This is a genomic window from Actinokineospora spheciospongiae (genome assembly GCF_003182415.1).
GTDB classification, from domain to species: domain Bacteria; phylum Actinomycetota; class Actinomycetes; order Mycobacteriales; family Pseudonocardiaceae; genus Actinokineospora; species Actinokineospora spheciospongiae.
In genome coordinates this window covers 234832-250448 of the sequence record NZ_QHCP01000009.1, presented here as the reverse complement: position 1 = coordinate 250448, position 15617 = coordinate 234832, and the positions used below count along the sequence as shown (strand labels likewise).

Below are 15617 nucleotides of genomic sequence, written 5' to 3'. Positions count from 1 at the left end.
CTCTTGCTGTGGTCCCCGCTGTTGTTCCCGCCGCGGGGGTGGGGCGGCGCCGAGCGCCGTCGCCTCGTCTGCCGCCTACTGCTCATCTCGTTGCGCCGCCCCGTCCGCCATGGCGGCGCGGAGGTCGGCGATCTCCTTCTCGAAGTCCTCCACCGAGGAGAAAGACCGGTACACGCTGGCGAAGCGCAGGTACGCCACCCCGTCGAGTTCGCGCAGCGGGCCCAGGATCGCCAGGCCCACCTCGTGACTGGGGATCTCCGCGCTGCCGGTGGCGCGGATGGTCTCCTCGACCTTCTGCGCGAGCAACTGGAGCTGGTCCTCGTTGACCGGCCGCCCCTGGCAGGCCCGGGCCACGCCGCGCACGACCTTGTCGCGGCTGAACGGCTCGGTCACCCCGGAGCGCTTGACCACGGCGAGGATCGCCTCCTCGACCGTGGTGAACCTGCGCCCGCACTCGGGGCACGACCTCCTGCGCCGGATCACCTGGCCGTCGTCGACCTCCCGCGAGTCCACGACCCGCGAGTCGGCGTGACGACAGAACGGACACCGCACCGGCTTCCCCCACTTCCCTGTCCCGGCACCCGGCCACCACGACCACGGATGGTGATCAATCTGTGGACAACCCTGTGTACAACTGCCACAACCTGTGGACTACTTACAGGGGTGCAACTACCAGATGTTGTGGTGGACAGTAGAGGGCACCACCAGAGAAGACAAATTGGCGCGCCGCCGTGTTCCCGGGAAATCCGCTACCGCGCGTGACTCGACCAGGGCACGCGGAGGCCCGGGAGTCACGGAGGCGAGGCCTCGGCGCCGCGGCACCCGGCGACGACCTGCCAACACACCCGAAGCGGTCATCGGCCGACAGCGGACGGTTCCGTGCAGGCGACCACGGACCGTGAATACACCGAGGAGTGACCCCGGCCACCCCGGCCCGCGCGAGTGGGCATGATCATGCCAGGTCGCGGGACGTCGGCACCGCGGACGACCGGAGTGGGGCGGGTCAGCGCGAGAACGGGACGGTCAGCGGCTGGCCGGATCGCAGGGAACCGCCGGACAGCCGGTTCAGCTCCCGAATCCTGGCGACCACGGCGGCGTTGTCGCTGTCGGGAGCCATCCGCGCGGCCACGTCCGACAGGCCCTCCCCGGGCTGCACGCGGACCACCGTGGTCGTCACCGGGACGTCCGCGCCGCCCGCGACCGAACCCGCGAACAGGCCGAGGCCGTAGACCGCGGCGGCGGCGAGGGAGGCGAGGCCGAGCAGCACGGGGACCGGTACGGGTCCGCGCCGGGCGCAGCGGGCCTGCGCCACCACGCGCGGCGCACCGGCCACCCGCCTGCGCGTCGGCGGGCGCAACCTGCCCTGCCCCGGGCGGCGCGCGGGGCGGTCGAGCGGCGGCACCGGTATGGTCCGCACAGGGGTCATGAGCTGCGCGTACTCCCCGCCGGTGGGGATGACCGACTCAGCCGCAGGCGCTGCCGCCATCGCTGCCTCCTCGAACTGTCGTTCGATCGAACGTCCGTGCGAATGTCTACCACCCGGAACCGGTGGAATTCCAGACCCGACCGGCGTGTCGCTCGAACAGGTGTTTGATCTCCGCAGGTCGGCGGACTACCGTCGGGTTCGGAGATGATCGACAGTTGATCGACCGGCGATCGGCTCGGACTCAGCCCGGCGCGCGGTGCCGCGCCGGTACGCACGGGAGGCACAGCAGTGGCAGGCACAGGTGGTCGGAAGCCCTCGGGGGCGCCGAAGAGGAAGCCGTTGGCGGGGGGCAACGTGCGCAGCTTCCCCGAGCTCGACCAGACGCCCGACGGCGTGGAGCTGCCGCTGCGCCAGCGCCAGGTGCTGGAGGTCATCCGGTCCTGGGTCCAGCGCTTCGGCTACCCGCCCAGCGTGCGCGAGATCGGTGAGGCCGTCGGCCTGACCTCCACCTCCTCCGTCGCCTACCAGCTGCGCGCGCTGGAGGAGAAGGGCTACCTGCGCCGCGACCCGAACCGCCCGCGGGCGATCGGCGTGCTCCCCGCGGACGCGGGCCAGGCGCGGCTGCGCGGCGAGCAGGTCGCCCCGGTGCTCATCGAGCAGGCCGACCAGGGCCCGGTGCCCGCCTACGTGCCGGTCCTCGGCCGGATCGCCGCCGGTGGTCCGATCCTGGCCGAGCAGGCCATCGAGGACGTGTTCCCGCTCCCCAAGGAGCTGGTCGGCGAGGGCGCGCTGTTCATGCTCAAGGTCGCGGGCGATTCGATGATCAACGCCGCCATCGCCAACGACGACTGGGTCGTGGTGCGCCAGCAGCCGACCGCGGACAACGGCGAGATCGTCGCCGCCATGATCGACGGCGAGGCCACCGTGAAGACCTTCAAGCGCCGCGAGGACGGCCACGTGTGGCTGCTCCCGCACAACGACGCCTACGACCCCATCCCCGGCGACGAGGCGACCATCCTGGGCAAGGTCGTCGCGGTGCTGCGCAGGCTCTGACGACCGGGGGCCGGTGGTCACCCGGAAACCGCCGGCCCCCGGTTGTGCCGCTGCTCGGGTGGACCCGCCTCGGACGAGGCGCGGCCTACGAGCGCCGGACCGCCCGTCGGTGCATGGCGAAGAGGATGCCGCCGACGACAACAGCGGTCACCCCGAGCGCCGGGAGCGTCGACAGCCCGCTGTCCTCGCTCGCCACCGCTTGCACCCCGTCGGTGGCAGCCGCGGCTCCCTCGCTGCTCTTCGGTGCGGTCGTGGACCCATCGGTCGCGGCGGGCGCGAGCGCCGCCGCACCCGGGACCACCCGGATCGGCTGACCGATCCCTTCCGAGGCCGAGACCAGCGAACCGTCCGGTTGGAACGCGATCGCCTCCCCCTGCTTCTCCCCCGCCAGGGGTATCCGCGCCGCCGTGCCCTTCAGCAGCGCGGCGGCCACATCACCACCGGGTGCCGAGAAGACGTACGCGTCGGTGTAGGTGCGCAGGGCGACGAGGTTCCCGTCGGCGCTGACCGACCCCCCGGTCACGGCCATCGAGCCGATGATCGGGTTGATGGGCCCGCCCTTGGTGTCGGTCCCCTCGATCTGCACGGACCCGAGGTGCTCCAGCGCGGTCGGTCCCGGACTGCTCAGCGGCCCCTTGGGCCGGTAGACGTCGGAGACGCCGAACGGGCTCTTGGCCACCAGGTACGGGACGCCGTTCTTGTCCAGGAGCAGCGTCTCGGTGTCGTGTGCACCGTCCGGGTAAGTCAGTCGGTGGAGGGTGGCCTTGCCCCCGGGGGTGAGGGCGATGAGCGCCACCGTCTCGCGCTTGCCGCCGTTGTCCCCGGTGTCGGACAGCCAGAACGTGCCGTCCGCGCCGCGTGCGAGGTCCTCGACGTCGAACGGGTCCACCGGGCCGCTGATGACGTCCTGGACCTCGCAGGTCTCGCGGCTGAGGACGTAGACGGTCGACCTGGTGCCGCCGTCGTTGACCGCGTACCAGTTCTCCCCGTCGGACACGAGCCCGGACAGCTCGTTGAGCCGCTTGTCGTTCATCACGCAGGCGTCGACCGGCGCGGGCTGCGCGGACGCCACCGCAGGCCAGAGCACGGCGAGCGCCGTGGTGGCCAGGGCGACGAGCACAGCCCGCACCGGGGTCGACGCGGGTCGCACCGCCGGGGTCAGGCGGACGAGCCGTTGACCGCGAAGCGCTCCAGCGCTCCCGCGAGGTCGGGCTTGACCTTGGCGTGCAGCGCCGTGCCCGTCTCGGTGTGCCGCTCGCCGAGCACCTCACCCTCCCGGTGCACCCGGGCCACGACCTCGCCCCGGTCGTAGGGGACGAGGACGTCGACCTCGACGTCGGGCCGGGGGATGAGCTCGGCGATCCGCTCGCGCAGTTCGTCGATGCCCTGCCCGGTCCGCGCGGAGACGAACACCGCGCCGGGCAGCAGGTGCCGCAGCCGGGCCAGCGCGATCTCGGTGCTCGCGTCGACCTTGTTGACCACCACCAGCTCCGGCGGCATCCGCGTGTCGCGGCGGTCGCCGATGTCGTTGAGCACCTCGCGCACGGCGGTGACCTGCCACTCCGGCATCGGGTCGGCGCCATCGACGACGTGCACGACCAGGTCCGCGTCGGCGACCTCGTCCAGCGTCGAGCGGAACGCCTCGACGAGCTGGTGCGGCAGGTGCCGGACGAAGCCGACGGTGTCGGTGAGGGTGTAGACGTTGCCCTCGGCGGTCTCGGTGCGCCGGGTGGTCGCGTCGAGGGTGGCGAACAGCGCGTCCTCCACCAGCACCCCCGCCCCGGTCAGCGCGTTGAGCAGGCTCGACTTGCCCGCGTTGGTGTAGCCGGCGATGGCCACGCTGGGCACGTCGTTGGCCACCCGGCGACTGCGCTTGGTGTCGCGGAAGGCGGACATCTCCTTGATGTCCTTGCGCAGCTTGGAGATCTTGTTCCGGATTCGGCGCCGGTCGGTCTCGATCTTCGTCTCACCGGGGCCGCGCAGACCCACACCGCCGTTGCCGCCGCCCGCCCGGCCACCGGCCTGCCGCGACAGGGTGGCGCCCCAGCCGCGCAGCCGGGGCAGCAGGTACTGCAACTGGGCCAGCTCGACCTGGGCCTTGCCCTCCCGGGAGCGGGCGTGCTGGGCGAAGATGTCCAGGATGAGCGCGGTGCGGTCGACGACCTTGACCTTGAGCCGGGCCTCGAGCTGCTGCAACTGCGACGGCGACAGCTCACCGTCGCAGATCACCGTGTCGGCGCCGGTCGCGCGGACGACGTCGGCCAGCTCGGTGACCTTGCCGGAGCCGATGTAGGTCGCCGGGTCCGGCCGGTCGCGCCGCTGCACCAGGCCGTCGAGGACCTCCGAGCCCGCGGTCTCGGCGAGTCGGGCCAGCTCGGCCAGCGAGGACTCGGACTCCAGGGCCGTGCCCTCGGTCCAGACGCCGACCAGGACGACCCGCTCCAGCCGCAACTGGCGGTACTCGACCTCGGTGATGTCCTCGAGTTCGGTGGAGAGTCCGACGACGCGCCGGAGCGACGAGCGCTCCTCGAGTTCGAGTTCACCGAGGGAGAGCTCAGCCGGACCGGTCCCGTCGCCGTGGATGTCGCGCTGGATGCTTTCCTCAGTCACGTGGTGAACCCGTCCTTCGTGTCGGTTGCCAGGCCTGCCCCGCGAGGGGCCGTGACCCCATCTTCCCACGTCGGCGCTCCCATTTCGACCTGGTTACCCGCCGGGGTGGCCGCTGGTGGCGGCGGTGGCGGGCTTCGCGGTGGTCAGCATGGGGGTGCTGGTGCCGGGTCCGGTGGTGCGGGTCAGACCTGGGCGTCCCACCAGGCCTGGTCGAGTTCGCCCTGGGCGACGAAGGCGGCCGGACCGGTGAGGGTGCTGCCGGTCTCGGTGATCTCGACGGTCACCGTGCCGCCGGGGACGTGGACGGTGACCGTGCCGGTGGTGCGGTCCTGGGCCGCCAGTGCGGCGGCCGCGGCGGCGACCGTGCCGGTGCCGCAGGACCGGGTCTCGCCGACGCCGCGCTCGTGGACGCGCATCCGGACCTCGTCGGCGCCCAGGGGTTGCACGAACTCCAGGTTGACGCCGTTCGGGAACACCGCCCGGTCGAAGTCCGGCTGGGTCGTGAGGTCCAGGGTGGGCACGTCGTCGGTGACGCAGGCCAGGTGCGGGTTGCCGACGTCGATGCCGAGACCGGGGTAGGTGCGGCCGGTGACCGTGGTCTCGGAGCGGCCGGTGCGGCGCACCGGTCCCATGTCGACGGTGACCTGCCCGTCGGGGTGGACGGTGGCCGGGCGCAGGCCCGCGCGGGTGCCGACCGGGAACACCGGGCCGTCGACCAGGCCCTGGTCGCTGAGGTGGCGGGCGAAGACGCGGACGCCGTTGCCGCACATCTCGGCGAGGGAACCGTCGGCGTTGCGGTAGTCCATGAACCAGACGTCGCCGTCGATGCCCTCGGGTGCGTCGGGCAGGGCCTTGGTGCGGATGACCCGGAGGACGCCGTCGGCGCCGAGGCCCCGGCCGCGGTCGCACAGGGCGCGCACCCTCGCCCCGGTCAGGTCCAGGTCGCCGTCGGGGTCGGGCAGCAGCACGAAGTCGTTCTCGGTGCCGTGCCCCTTGCGGAACTCGATCGCCACGGCACCAGGTTACGACCGGGCGAGCGCGAGGGCGGCGGCGGCCAGGTCCGGGCGGGCGGCGTCGAGCCAGGTGATGCGGCGGTCGCGGCGGAACCAGGAGCGCTGCCTGCGGACGAACCGGCGGGTGGCGCGGGCGGTCTCCTCGGCGGCGGCGGCCATCGGGGTGTCCTCGTCGAGGGCGGCGAGGACCTGCTGGTAGCCCAGCGCGCGCGAGGCCGTGCGGCCCTCGCGCAGGCCGCGGGCGTCGAGCGCGCGGACCTCCTCGACCAGGCCGCCCGCGAACATCCGCTCGACCCGCAGGTCGACGCGGGCGTCGAGTTCGGCCGGGTCGCGGTCCAGGCCGAGCAGGACCGTGCCGTAGCGGGGTGGGCCGGGTTTGGGCATGGTCGCCGAGAACGGCTCGCCGGTCAGCTCGATGACCTCCAGCGCCCGCACGACCCGCCTGCCGTTGCTGGGCAGGATCGCCTCGGCGGCCACCGGGTCGAGGCCGCCGAGCCTGCGGTGCAGCGCCTCGGCGCCGACGGAGACGAGTTCGCCCTCCAGCCGGGCCCGCACCGCCGGGTCGGTGCCCGGGAAGCGCAGGTCGTCGACGACGGCCTGGACGTAGAGGCCGGAACCGCCGACCAGGATCGGCACCCGGCCGCGGGCGAGCACGTCCTCGACGGCCGCGCGCGCGTGCCGCTGGTAGGCGGCCACGGACGCGGTCTCGGTGACGTCGAGGACGTCGAGCTGGTGGTGCGGCACCCCGCGCCGCTCGGCCGGGGTGATCTTGGCGGTGCCGATGTCCAGGCCGCGGTAGAGCTGCATGGCGTCGGCGTTGACCACCTCGCCGCCGAGGCGCTCGGCCAGCTCGACACCCAGGTCGGACTTGCCGGTGGCGGTCGGTCCGACCAGGGCCAGGGCGGTGCTCATCCGGTCACCGGCGCCCAGACGGCCACGTGGTAGGCGACCCCGAAGGGCACGAAGGTGCGCGAGCGGGTGCCGCGCCAGCGCCTGCCGTCGGCGCGCACGGCGGCGGCCAGCACCTGCCACGGGGCGCGGCCGACCGCGCCGAGCTCGGTGGCCAGGCGCGCGTCGAGCCGGTCGAGGGCGTCGAGGTCGGCCGCGGCCAGGGCGCGGGAGACCGCGGCGTCGAAGTCGGCGGCCCGCTCGTCCGGCCTGCCGACCGCGTGGTCGCCGTGGCGGTGCGAACCGTCGCCGAGGACCAGCAGGCCCACCGGGTCGGGTCCGGCCAGCTCACCCGCCAGCGCGGCGCCGTCGTGGGCGCAGCGGGCGGGGTCGGAGTCGGCGGCGACCAGCCGCACGCCGACGTCCTCGGCGTCCGCCTGGCCGCGCAGCCAGGCCGCGACCAGCACCGGCAGCGGCAGCTCCGGGTCCGGCGCGGTGGGGTTCACCCGGGAGAGGGATACCGGGACGTCGACGCCGAACCCGCGGAAGGTGCCCGACACCCCCGCGTCGAAGCGTGCCGCGGCGGGGTGCGCGCCGACGGCGAGCCAGTGCCGCGAGCTGTCGGCCAGCGCCTTCGCCGCCTCGACGCACGCCGCGCGCACGGCGGCCGCCCGCGGGTCGTCCCCACCGACCAGTTCCGGGACGACGAGGGGCGGCTGCGGCAGCACCGCGACACACGAGATCACGGTGGCGAGGTTACTGTCCGTCAAACTATCTTGGCCGCCGCAGCCCACGGATGGACGATTTGCGGCACCATGATGACCACAGCGGCTCTCGAAGTACCCTGGCGCGCCCTGACCTGTTTGAATGCGCCCGGGTACGCCAGAGCCGCACGGCCCGTGGGCCGTACGCACAGTGCTGGGCCCCGCGCGAGCGGGGCGCCCGCGGGGCACGCGGGCAACGCAGGCGGGAGGAGCCGGGTATGACCGACAACAACGAGAGCGCCGAGGTGGCGGCCGAGGACGGCACCACCGCGACCCCGGACGCGGCCCCCGCCGCCGCGCCGGTCGACACCGCCGCCACCGAGACGACGGCCCCGACCGGGGCACCCGCCGAGACCGCCCCCGAGGCGACCAGGGACGCCGCGACCGGCGGCGCGGCAGCGGACGACACGGCGGCGGACGACGCGGCAGTGGACGCGGCCGCAGCCGACGAGCCTGCCGCGAGCGAGCCGCCCGCCACCGCGCCGAGCCCGGCGGCGGTGAGCCCGGCCTCGATCAGCCCGGCCTCGGTCACCCCCGCCACCGTCACCCCGGCGACCGTCGCGGCCCCGGCGGCGGCACCGGCGGCGCCCACCGCACCCGTGGGCACTCCCCCGGTGGTGGCCGTCGCCTCGTCCGACCCCGGCAGGTGGGGCCGGGTGGACGCGGACGGAACGGTCTACGTCAAGACCGCCGACGGCGAGCGCGCCGTCGGCTCGTGGCAGGCGGGCGAGCCCGCCGAGGGGCTGGCGCACTTCGCGCGCCGCTTCGACGACATCCGCACCGAGGTCGAACTGCTGGAGGCCCGGCTGACCTCCGGGTCCGGCGACCCGAAGCAGGCCGCGGCCAGCGCCAAGCAGATCCGCGAGAGCCTGGACGAGGCGCACGTGGTGGGCGACCTGGCGGCGCTGTCCGCGCGCATCGACTTCGTGCTCGGGCACGCGGCGGTCGCCCTGGACAAGGCCAAGCACGCCCGCGAGGAGGCCAAGGCCGCGGCGGTCGCGCGCAAGCAGGCGCTGGTCGAGGAGGTGGAGCGGCTCGCCGAGGAGTCCACCCAGTGGAAGGTCGCCGGTGACCGCCTGCGCGCCGTCCTCGACGAGTGGAAGACCATCAAGGGCGTCGACCGCAAGACCGACGAGCAGCTCTGGCGCCGCTTCTCCAAGGCCCGCGACACCTTCAACCGCCGCCGCGGTTCCCACTTCGCCGACCTGGACCGCCAGCGGGCGACGGCGAAGTCCCGCAAGCAGGAACTCGTCGAACTGGCCGAGGCCCTGTCCGAGTCCGACGACTGGGGCCCCACCGCGGGCCGCTACAAGGACCTCATGCAGGAGTGGAAGGCGGCGGGCCGGGCCCCGAAGGACGCCGACGACACCCTGTGGCAGCGCTTCCGCGCCGCCCAGGACAAGTTCTTCGCCCGCCGCTCCGCGGTGTTCGACGAGCGCGACGCCGAGTTCTCCGACAACGCCAAGGCCAAGGAGGAACTCCTCGTCGAGGCGGAGAAGATCGACCCCGCCACCAGCGGCCTGGAGGCGGCCCGCGGCGCCCTGCACAAGGTCCAGGAGCGCTGGGAGGAGATCGGCAAGGTCCCCCGCGAGCGCATCCGCGAGCTGGAGGGCCGCCTGCGCGCGGTCGAGGACCGGGTCCGCCAGGCCTCCGAGGCCCAGTGGCGCCGCACCGACCCCGAGGCCGAGGCCCGCGCCGCCCAGTTCCGCGAACGCGTGGCCCAGTTCGAGGCCCAGGCCGCCAAGGCCCGCGCCGCGGGTGACAAGCGCCGCGCCGAGCAGGCCGAGGCCCAGGCCGCCCAGTGGCGGGAGTGGCTCGCCGCCGCCGAGCAGGCGGTCGCCTCCCGCTGAGCGGTCCGCACCGACGAGAGCCCCGTTTCCACTGCGGAAACGGGGCTCTCGTCGTTCGTCGGGCCGGTGCGCCCGGCGGAGCGGTCAGTCGCGGGACCAGGCGGTGCGGAACCAGAGGACGGCGAGGACGACCATGGCGACCTCGCTGATGACCATCCCGATGCCGGGGCCACCGGTGTTGCCCGCGGACTGCCGGGTCCAGATGGCGAGGACGCCGTCGACCGAGGCGAACCAGCCGCCCAGGGCCGCCACCCAGGTCAGGGCCCAGCGGCGGGTGGTGAGGGCGAGCGCCGAGGTGAGGATGCCGAACAGGATGGACGTGCCCGCGAACAGCCGGGGGACCGCCCCCGCCTTGCCCGCGGCGTCGCCCTGGGCCAGCAGGACCTGCCAGCCCGCCGCGTCACCCATCCACGGCAGGACCTGCCCGACGATCAGGACGAACACCGCCACCGAGATCACCACGGCGCGGGCGCCCAGCTCGACCGTGCGGGCCGCCGGGCGCTCGATGGCGTCGATCTCGTCGCGGAGCTGGTTCTCGCTCATGTGACGGCGCATCCTTCCGCGGCGGGGGTGGGCGGCGGGGCGCCGAACGACGGCAACCCCAGGCCCACGCCGCCCGTCTTGGGGCGCAGGCCCGCCTCGTGGTTGTCGCCCGCGCGGGTCCGGCGGTGGGAGAGGGGTTCGCCGTCGGCGACGAGGTGGTGCGGGGCGGCGTAGGTGATGACGGTCTCCACCACGTCGCCGGGGCGGACGTCCGCCGCGCCGGGGGCGAAGTGGACCAGGCGGTTGTCCCTGGCCCGGCCGCTCATGCGGTGGGTGTCGGCGTCCTTGCGGCCCTCGCCCGTGGCGGCGACGACCTCGACGGTGCGGCCGACCTGCTCCTTGTTGAGCTGCCAGGCGATGTCGTTCTGCAGGGTGACCAGGCGGTCGTAGCGCTCTTGGACGACCTGCTTGGGCAACTGGCCGGGCATCGTCGCGGCGGGGGTCCCGGGGCGCTTGGAGTACTGGAAGGTGAACGCGCCGGAGAAGCGGGACTCGCGGACCACATCGAGGGTGGCCTGGAAGTCCTCCTCGGTCTCACCGGGGAAGCCGACGATGATGTCGGTGGTGATGGCCGCGTCCGGCATCGCCGCGCGGACCTTCTCGATGATCGACAGGTAGCGCGCCGAGCGGTACGAGCGGCGCATCTCGCGCAGCAGCCGGTCCGAGCCCGACTGCAGCGGCATGTGGAGCTGGTGGCACACGTTCGGCGTCTCGGCCATGGCGGCGATGACGTCGTCGGTGAAGTCCTTCGGGTGCGGGGAGGTGAAGCGGACCCGCTCCAGGCCGTCGACGTCGCCGCAGGCGCGCAGGAGCTTGCCGAAGGCGAGGCGGTCGCCGAACTCCACGCCGTAGGAGTTGACGTTCTGCCCCAGCAGGGTCACCTCCAGCACGCCCTCGGCGACCAGGGCCCGCACCTCGGCCAGCACGTCGCCGGGGCGGCGGTCGCGCTCGCGGCCGCGCAGCGACGGGACGATGCAGAAGGTGCAGGTGTTGTTGCAGCCCACCGAGATCGACACCCAGCCCGAGTGCGCCGAGTCGCGGCGGGCGGGCAGCGTGGAGGGGAAGACCTCCAGCGACTCCAGGATCTCGACCTCGGCCCGCCGGTTGTGCCGGGCCCGTTCCAGCAGGGCGGGCAGCGAACCGATGTTGTGCGTGCCGAACACCACGTCGACCCAGGGGGCCCGGCGGACGATCTCGCCGCGGTCCTTCTGCGCCAGGCAGCCGCCGACGGCGATCTGCATGTCCGGGTTGTCGGTCTTCGCGGGGGCCAGGTGGCCCAGGTTGCCGTACAGCTTGTTGTCGGCGTTCTCCCGGACCGCGCAGGTGTTGAAGACGACCACGTCGGCCGTGGTGCCCTCGGGCACGGCGACGTAGCCCGCGTCCTCCAGCAGGCCCGAGAGCCGCTCGGAGTCGTGGACGTTCATCTGGCACCCGTAGGTGCGTACTTGGTAGGTGCGCGCGCTCATCTCGGTGTCCGAGGGTACGCGGACCCCGGTGGGCCGGTTCTGGCACCATCGGCGAATGGCGCGCACCCCACGGCTGACCCGGCTCGGCGCGCTGGTCCTCGCCCTGCTCGCCGCGGCGGGCCTGACCGCGGGCTGCGACACGACCTTCCCCGGGACCAGCCTGCGCATCGCCACCGGCGTGCCCACGGGGGTCTACTCCAAGCTGGGCGGGGCGCTCGCCACCGCCTGGGAGGGGCAACTGGACCTGGCGCCGTCGGACGTCAAGTTCACCAACGGCTCGGGGGAGAACGTCCAGCTCCTGCTCGACGGCGAGGTCGACGTCGCGTTCTCCGCCGCCGACGTGGCCACCGAACCCAGGGTGGGCGAGCACGGGGTGCTGGCCCTGGCCCGCATCTACGACGACTACCTGCACGTGGTGGTGCGCTCCGACGGTCCGATCCACTCGCTGGGCGAGCTGGCGGGCAAGCGGGTGTCGGTGGGCACCCGCGACTCCGGCACCTCGGTGATCGCCAAGCGGGTGCTCAAGGTGACCGGGCTGCCCACGCAGATCACCGAGTACAACCTCGACGAGTCGATGGCGCGGTTGCAGCGGGGCGAGGTCGACGCGTTCTTCTGGTCCGGCGGCCTGCCCACCGGCGGCATCACCGCCGCGGGCGACTCGGTGCGGCTGGTCGACCTGGCCGAGGAGCTGCCCGCCATCCGCGAGCAGTTCCCGATCTACAACGCCTCGTCGGTCCCGGCCGCCGTCTACGGCAGCGAGACGGCTGTGACCACGCTCGCGGTGCCGAACTTCCTGCTGGTCAGCGACCTGATGTCGGACGACATGGCGGAGGCCCTGGTCAGCGGGATGTTCGCCGCCCGGGGGGAGCTGGTGCGGGCCAACCGGGCGGCGCAGGCGATCGACGTGCTGCCCGGGATCGAGACCGACCCGGTGCCGCTGCACCCCGGCGCGGTCCGCTACTACCGCGAGGCCGACATCTAGTCGGCGACCGGGATCTCGACGGTCACCGCCAGGCCGCCGCCGTCGGGCAGGACCAGGGTCAGTTCGCCGTCGACCCGTTCCACCAGTTTGCTGACGATGGCCAGGCCGAGGCCGGAGCCGGGGACGTTCTGGTGGCTGTTGCCGCGCCAGAAGCGGTCGGTCGCGCGGACCAGTTCCTCCTCGCGCAGGCCCGGGCCGTGGTCGCGGACGGTGAGGCGGACGCGGTCGTCGTCGACCGAGGCGGACAGCTCGACCGCGCTGCCCGGTCCGGTGAACTTGAGGGCGTTGTCGAGGAGCGCGTCGAGGATGGCGTCGACGCCGCGCGGGGGCATCAGGACCCGGGTGGGGCCGACCGAGGTGTCCACCTCCAGGGTGGTGCGCCTGGCGTCGGCGACGACCCGCCAGTCCGCCGCGCGCTCGGCGACGACCGCGTCCACGTCGACCGGCACCAGGTCGCCCCGGGTGTTCTCGGCGCGGGCCATGGCCAGGAGTTCGTCGAGGATGCGGTTGAGCCGGTCGGACTCGGCGACCGCGGCCGTGCGGTGGACGTCCGCGGCGTCGTCGACGTGGCCCTCCAGGTTGACCAGGCGCAGCTTGAGGGCGGTCAGCGGGTTGCGCAGTTGGTGCGAGGCGTCGGCGACGAAGGCGCGCTGGGCGGCGAGGGCGTCGCCGACGCTGGCGGCCATCCGGTCGAACGAGCGGCCCAGCTTGCGCAGCTCCGGCGGGCCGTGCGCGTCGCCGACCGGGTCGACGTCGCGGCCGCTGACCACGGCCGAGACCAGGTCGCCGGTGGCCTCGTCGAGCCTGCGGACCGGGCGCAGAATCCACTGCACGACCGGCACCGCCAGCGACAGCGCCAGGCCGAACGCGAGCAGCCCGCCCGCGCCGATGGCCAGCCACCACAGCGCGATGCTCTCCCGGCTGGCGTCGGTCGGGGAGACGATGACGACCGCGCCGCGCACCTCGCCGTCGGCCAGCACCGGACCGGCCAGCACCAGCGGGTCGCCGTCCCAGGGCGTCAGCAGCGAACCGGGGCTGCCCCGGCGGCCCGCCAGCGCGGCCTGCAGCGCGGTGGCGACCACCGGGTCGGCGGTGCTGATCGCGGGGCGGCCCGGGACGGGCCGGGAGTCGACCGCGGGCTCCTGCTCCGGGTTCACCACCAGCACCGACACCCCGTAGACCTCGGCGTAGCGGTCGAGCTTGCCGCGCAGCAGTTCCGGCTGGTCGTCGGTCAGCGGTTGCTGGGCCAGCGACGAGAACCGGTTGAGCGCGGTCAACCGGTCCAGGAACAGGTCCTGCTGCTCCGCGCTCGCCACCGACAGGGCGAGCGGGACGCCGAGGCCGAACACCAGCAGCGCGACCAGGAACCACACCATGCCCAACAGCCGTGCCCGCACGAGAACCCCTTCCCCCGACCGCGGCTCAGCCGGGCTGCCCGGACAGCCGGTACCCGACCCCGCGCACCGTCTTGATCAGTTCCGGCCTGCCCAGCTTGGTGCGCAGCGTGGCGACGTGCACGTCGAGCGACCGGTTCTCCGCGGGCGAGGCGTGCCCCCACACCTCGTCGAGGATCAGCTCCCGCCCGCAGACCGCGCCGCGCGCGCCGAAGATGAGCGCGAGCACCTGGAACTCCTTGCGCGACAACGCCACCGGCCTACCGTCCACAGTGACCTCGTGCCGGTCCAGGTCGACCCGCACCCCGTCCAGCTCGGTGCTCCCCGACGGCCGCGCGGCGCGGTCGGTGCGGCGCCTGCGCACCGCCTGCATCCTGGCCACCAGCTCGTCGACGTTGTACGGCTTGACCACGTAGTCGTCCGCGCCCGAGCCCAGCCCCAGAATCCGGTCGTTGACCTCGCCGCGGGCGGTCACCATGATGACGGCGACGTCGCCGGAGACCTCGCGGATCTGTCGACAGAGGACCACGCCGTCCACGTCGGGCAGGGTCAGGTCGAGCAGGATCACCTCGACCTCGGGCACCGCGTCGAGCACCCCGGCGGCCGAGGGGAGCCTGCGCACCGACAGGCCGCGCCGGGTCAGGGCCGGGATGAGCGCCTCGGCGACGGGGTCGTCGTCCTCCACGAGCAGCACTCGCACGCGTGTCCTCCGCTTCCGGGACGGTCTGTGTGACAGAGTTGAGACCCTAAGTGTTGCTCAAGCGACATGGACAACGGCACGAGCGAGGGTAGGTTTCCGCCATCGCGAGCCAGTCATCCAGCGCCAAACCGTCACGAAAGCCCTCGTGGGAGGACTCAATGACCGCCTCGGAACCCTCCGAGCCGATGATCCGCATGCAGTCGGTGGAGAAGCACTTCGGCCCACTGCACGTGCTCAAGGACGTCAACCTGGAGGTTCCCCGGGGGCAGGTGGTGGTCGTCCTCGGGCCGTCCGGCTCCGGGAAGTCCACGCTCTGCCGGGCCGTCAACCGGCTCGAGCCGATCGACTCCGGCGTGATCGAGATCGATGGGAAGCCGCTGCCCGCCGAGGGCAAGGAGCTGGCCAGGCTGCGCGCCGAGGTCGGCATGGTGTTCCAGTCGTTCAACCTCTTCGCGCACAAGACCATCCTGGAGAACGTCACCCTCGCCCCGGTGAAGGTGCGCGGCACCAGCCAGGCCGAGGCCCGCAAGACCGGGTTGGAGCTGCTGGAACGGGTCGGCATCGCCAGCCAGAGCGAGAAGTACCCGGCCCAGCTCTCCGGCGGGCAGCAGCAGCGCGCGGCGATCGCCCGCGCCCTGGCGATGCGCCCCAAGGTGATGCTGTTCGACGAGCCGACCTCGGCGCTGGACCCGGAGATGGTCCAGGAGGTGCTCGACGTGATGACCGGCCTGGCCGGTGAGGGCATGACCATGCTCGTGGTCACCCACGAGATGGGCTTCGCCCGCAAGGCCGCCAACCGGGTCGTGTTCATGGCCGACGGCGAGATCGTCGAGGACACCGTCCCGGACAAGTTCTTCACCGCCCCGGAGTCCGCGCGGGCGCGCGACTTCCTTGGCAAGATCCTCACGCACTGACCTGACAGAACGAA

The 15617-nt window shown here is 73.4% G+C and carries 15 protein-coding genes; 4 read left to right on the top strand and 11 right to left on the bottom strand.

The window, feature by feature from the left end:
* Positions 1 to 75: 75 nt before the first annotated feature.
* A complete protein-coding gene (gene nrdR / locus DFQ13_RS23480) occupies positions 76 to 552 on the bottom strand; it encodes a transcriptional regulator NrdR (protein WP_035290220.1) in 477 nt (158 codons plus the stop codon).
* Between the two features lie 451 nt (positions 553 to 1003).
* Positions 1004 to 1486, bottom strand: a complete 483-nt coding sequence (locus DFQ13_RS35230; protein ID WP_146241340.1) for a LysM peptidoglycan-binding domain-containing protein — start codon at positions 1484 to 1486, stop codon at positions 1004 to 1006.
* 279 nt (positions 1487 to 1765) lie between these two features.
* On the opposite strand from DFQ13_RS35230, the gene lexA reads away from it, so the two are divergent.
* A complete protein-coding gene (gene lexA / locus DFQ13_RS23470; protein WP_035290223.1) occupies positions 1766 to 2479 on the top strand; it encodes a transcriptional repressor LexA in 714 nt (237 codons plus the stop codon).
* A gap of 85 nt (positions 2480 to 2564) precedes the next feature.
* On the opposite strand, the gene DFQ13_RS23465 is transcribed toward lexA, so the two are convergent.
* The 5 genes from DFQ13_RS23465 to DFQ13_RS23445 form a co-directional block, all read right to left on the bottom strand.
* Complete coding sequence (locus tag DFQ13_RS23465; RefSeq protein ID WP_407643196.1) at positions 2565 to 3629, bottom strand: hypothetical protein; 1065 nt, start codon at positions 3627 to 3629, stop codon at positions 2565 to 2567.
* Positions 3630 to 3637: 8 nt separating this feature from the next.
* Positions 3638 to 5089, bottom strand: a complete 1452-nt coding sequence (hflX, locus tag DFQ13_RS23460) for a GTPase HflX (RefSeq protein ID WP_407643195.1) — start codon at positions 5087 to 5089, stop codon at positions 3638 to 3640.
* 182 nt (positions 5090 to 5271) lie between these two features.
* Positions 5272 to 6102, bottom strand: a complete 831-nt coding sequence (gene dapF, locus DFQ13_RS23455) for a diaminopimelate epimerase (protein ID WP_110081357.1) — start codon at positions 6100 to 6102, stop codon at positions 5272 to 5274.
* Between the two features lie 9 nt (positions 6103 to 6111).
* The gene (gene miaA, locus DFQ13_RS23450; RefSeq protein ID WP_110081356.1) at positions 6112 to 7014 is read right to left on the bottom strand and encodes a tRNA (adenosine(37)-N6)-dimethylallyltransferase MiaA; all 903 of its coding nucleotides are present in this window, start codon (positions 7012 to 7014) and stop codon (positions 6112 to 6114) included.
* A complete protein-coding gene (locus DFQ13_RS23445; protein ID WP_035290229.1) occupies positions 7011 to 7736 on the bottom strand; it encodes a class III extradiol ring-cleavage dioxygenase family protein in 726 nt (241 codons plus the stop codon). Before DFQ13_RS23445 ends, miaA begins: the two co-directional genes overlap by 4 nt.
* 236 nt (positions 7737 to 7972) lie before the next feature.
* Between DFQ13_RS23445 and DFQ13_RS23440 the strand changes: the two genes are divergently transcribed.
* Positions 7973 to 9604, top strand: coding sequence for a DUF349 domain-containing protein (locus DFQ13_RS23440; protein WP_110081355.1), 1632 nt, complete (start codon positions 7973 to 7975; stop codon positions 9602 to 9604).
* 84 nt (positions 9605 to 9688) lie between these two features.
* Here the strand turns inward: DFQ13_RS23440 and DFQ13_RS23435 are convergent, their stop codons facing one another.
* Complete coding sequence (locus tag DFQ13_RS23435) at positions 9689 to 10147, bottom strand: Rv2732c family membrane protein (RefSeq protein ID WP_035290233.1); 459 nt, start codon at positions 10145 to 10147, stop codon at positions 9689 to 9691.
* Positions 10144 to 11613 (bottom strand): tRNA (N6-isopentenyl adenosine(37)-C2)-methylthiotransferase MiaB, encoded by a 1470-nt coding sequence (miaB, locus tag DFQ13_RS23430; protein ID WP_035290236.1) that lies wholly within the window; start codon positions 11611 to 11613, stop codon positions 10144 to 10146. The genes DFQ13_RS23435 and miaB overlap by 4 nt, the downstream gene beginning before the upstream one ends.
* A gap of 55 nt (positions 11614 to 11668) precedes the next feature.
* Between miaB and DFQ13_RS23425 the strand changes: the two genes are divergently transcribed.
* Complete coding sequence (locus tag DFQ13_RS23425) at positions 11669 to 12595, top strand: TAXI family TRAP transporter solute-binding subunit (RefSeq protein WP_110081354.1); 927 nt, start codon at positions 11669 to 11671, stop codon at positions 12593 to 12595.
* Here the strand turns inward: DFQ13_RS23425 and DFQ13_RS23420 are convergent.
* A complete protein-coding gene (locus DFQ13_RS23420) occupies positions 12592 to 13992 on the bottom strand; it encodes a sensor histidine kinase (RefSeq protein WP_035290239.1) in 1401 nt (466 codons plus the stop codon). The genes DFQ13_RS23425 and DFQ13_RS23420 overlap by 4 nt on opposite strands.
* A 25-nt stretch (positions 13993 to 14017) precedes the next feature.
* Positions 14018 to 14689 carry a response regulator transcription factor gene (locus DFQ13_RS23415; protein WP_035290242.1) on the bottom strand — a complete coding sequence of 224 codons (672 nt, stop codon included), beginning with the start codon at positions 14687 to 14689 and terminating at the stop codon, positions 14018 to 14020.
* A 185-nt stretch (positions 14690 to 14874) separates the two neighbouring features.
* On the opposite strand from DFQ13_RS23415, the gene DFQ13_RS23410 reads away from it, so the two are divergent.
* Positions 14875 to 15603: an amino acid ABC transporter ATP-binding protein gene (locus tag DFQ13_RS23410; RefSeq protein WP_181400126.1), complete on the top strand. Its 729-nt coding sequence runs from the start codon at positions 14875 to 14877 to the stop codon at positions 15601 to 15603.
* Positions 15604 to 15617 lie beyond the last annotated feature (14 nt).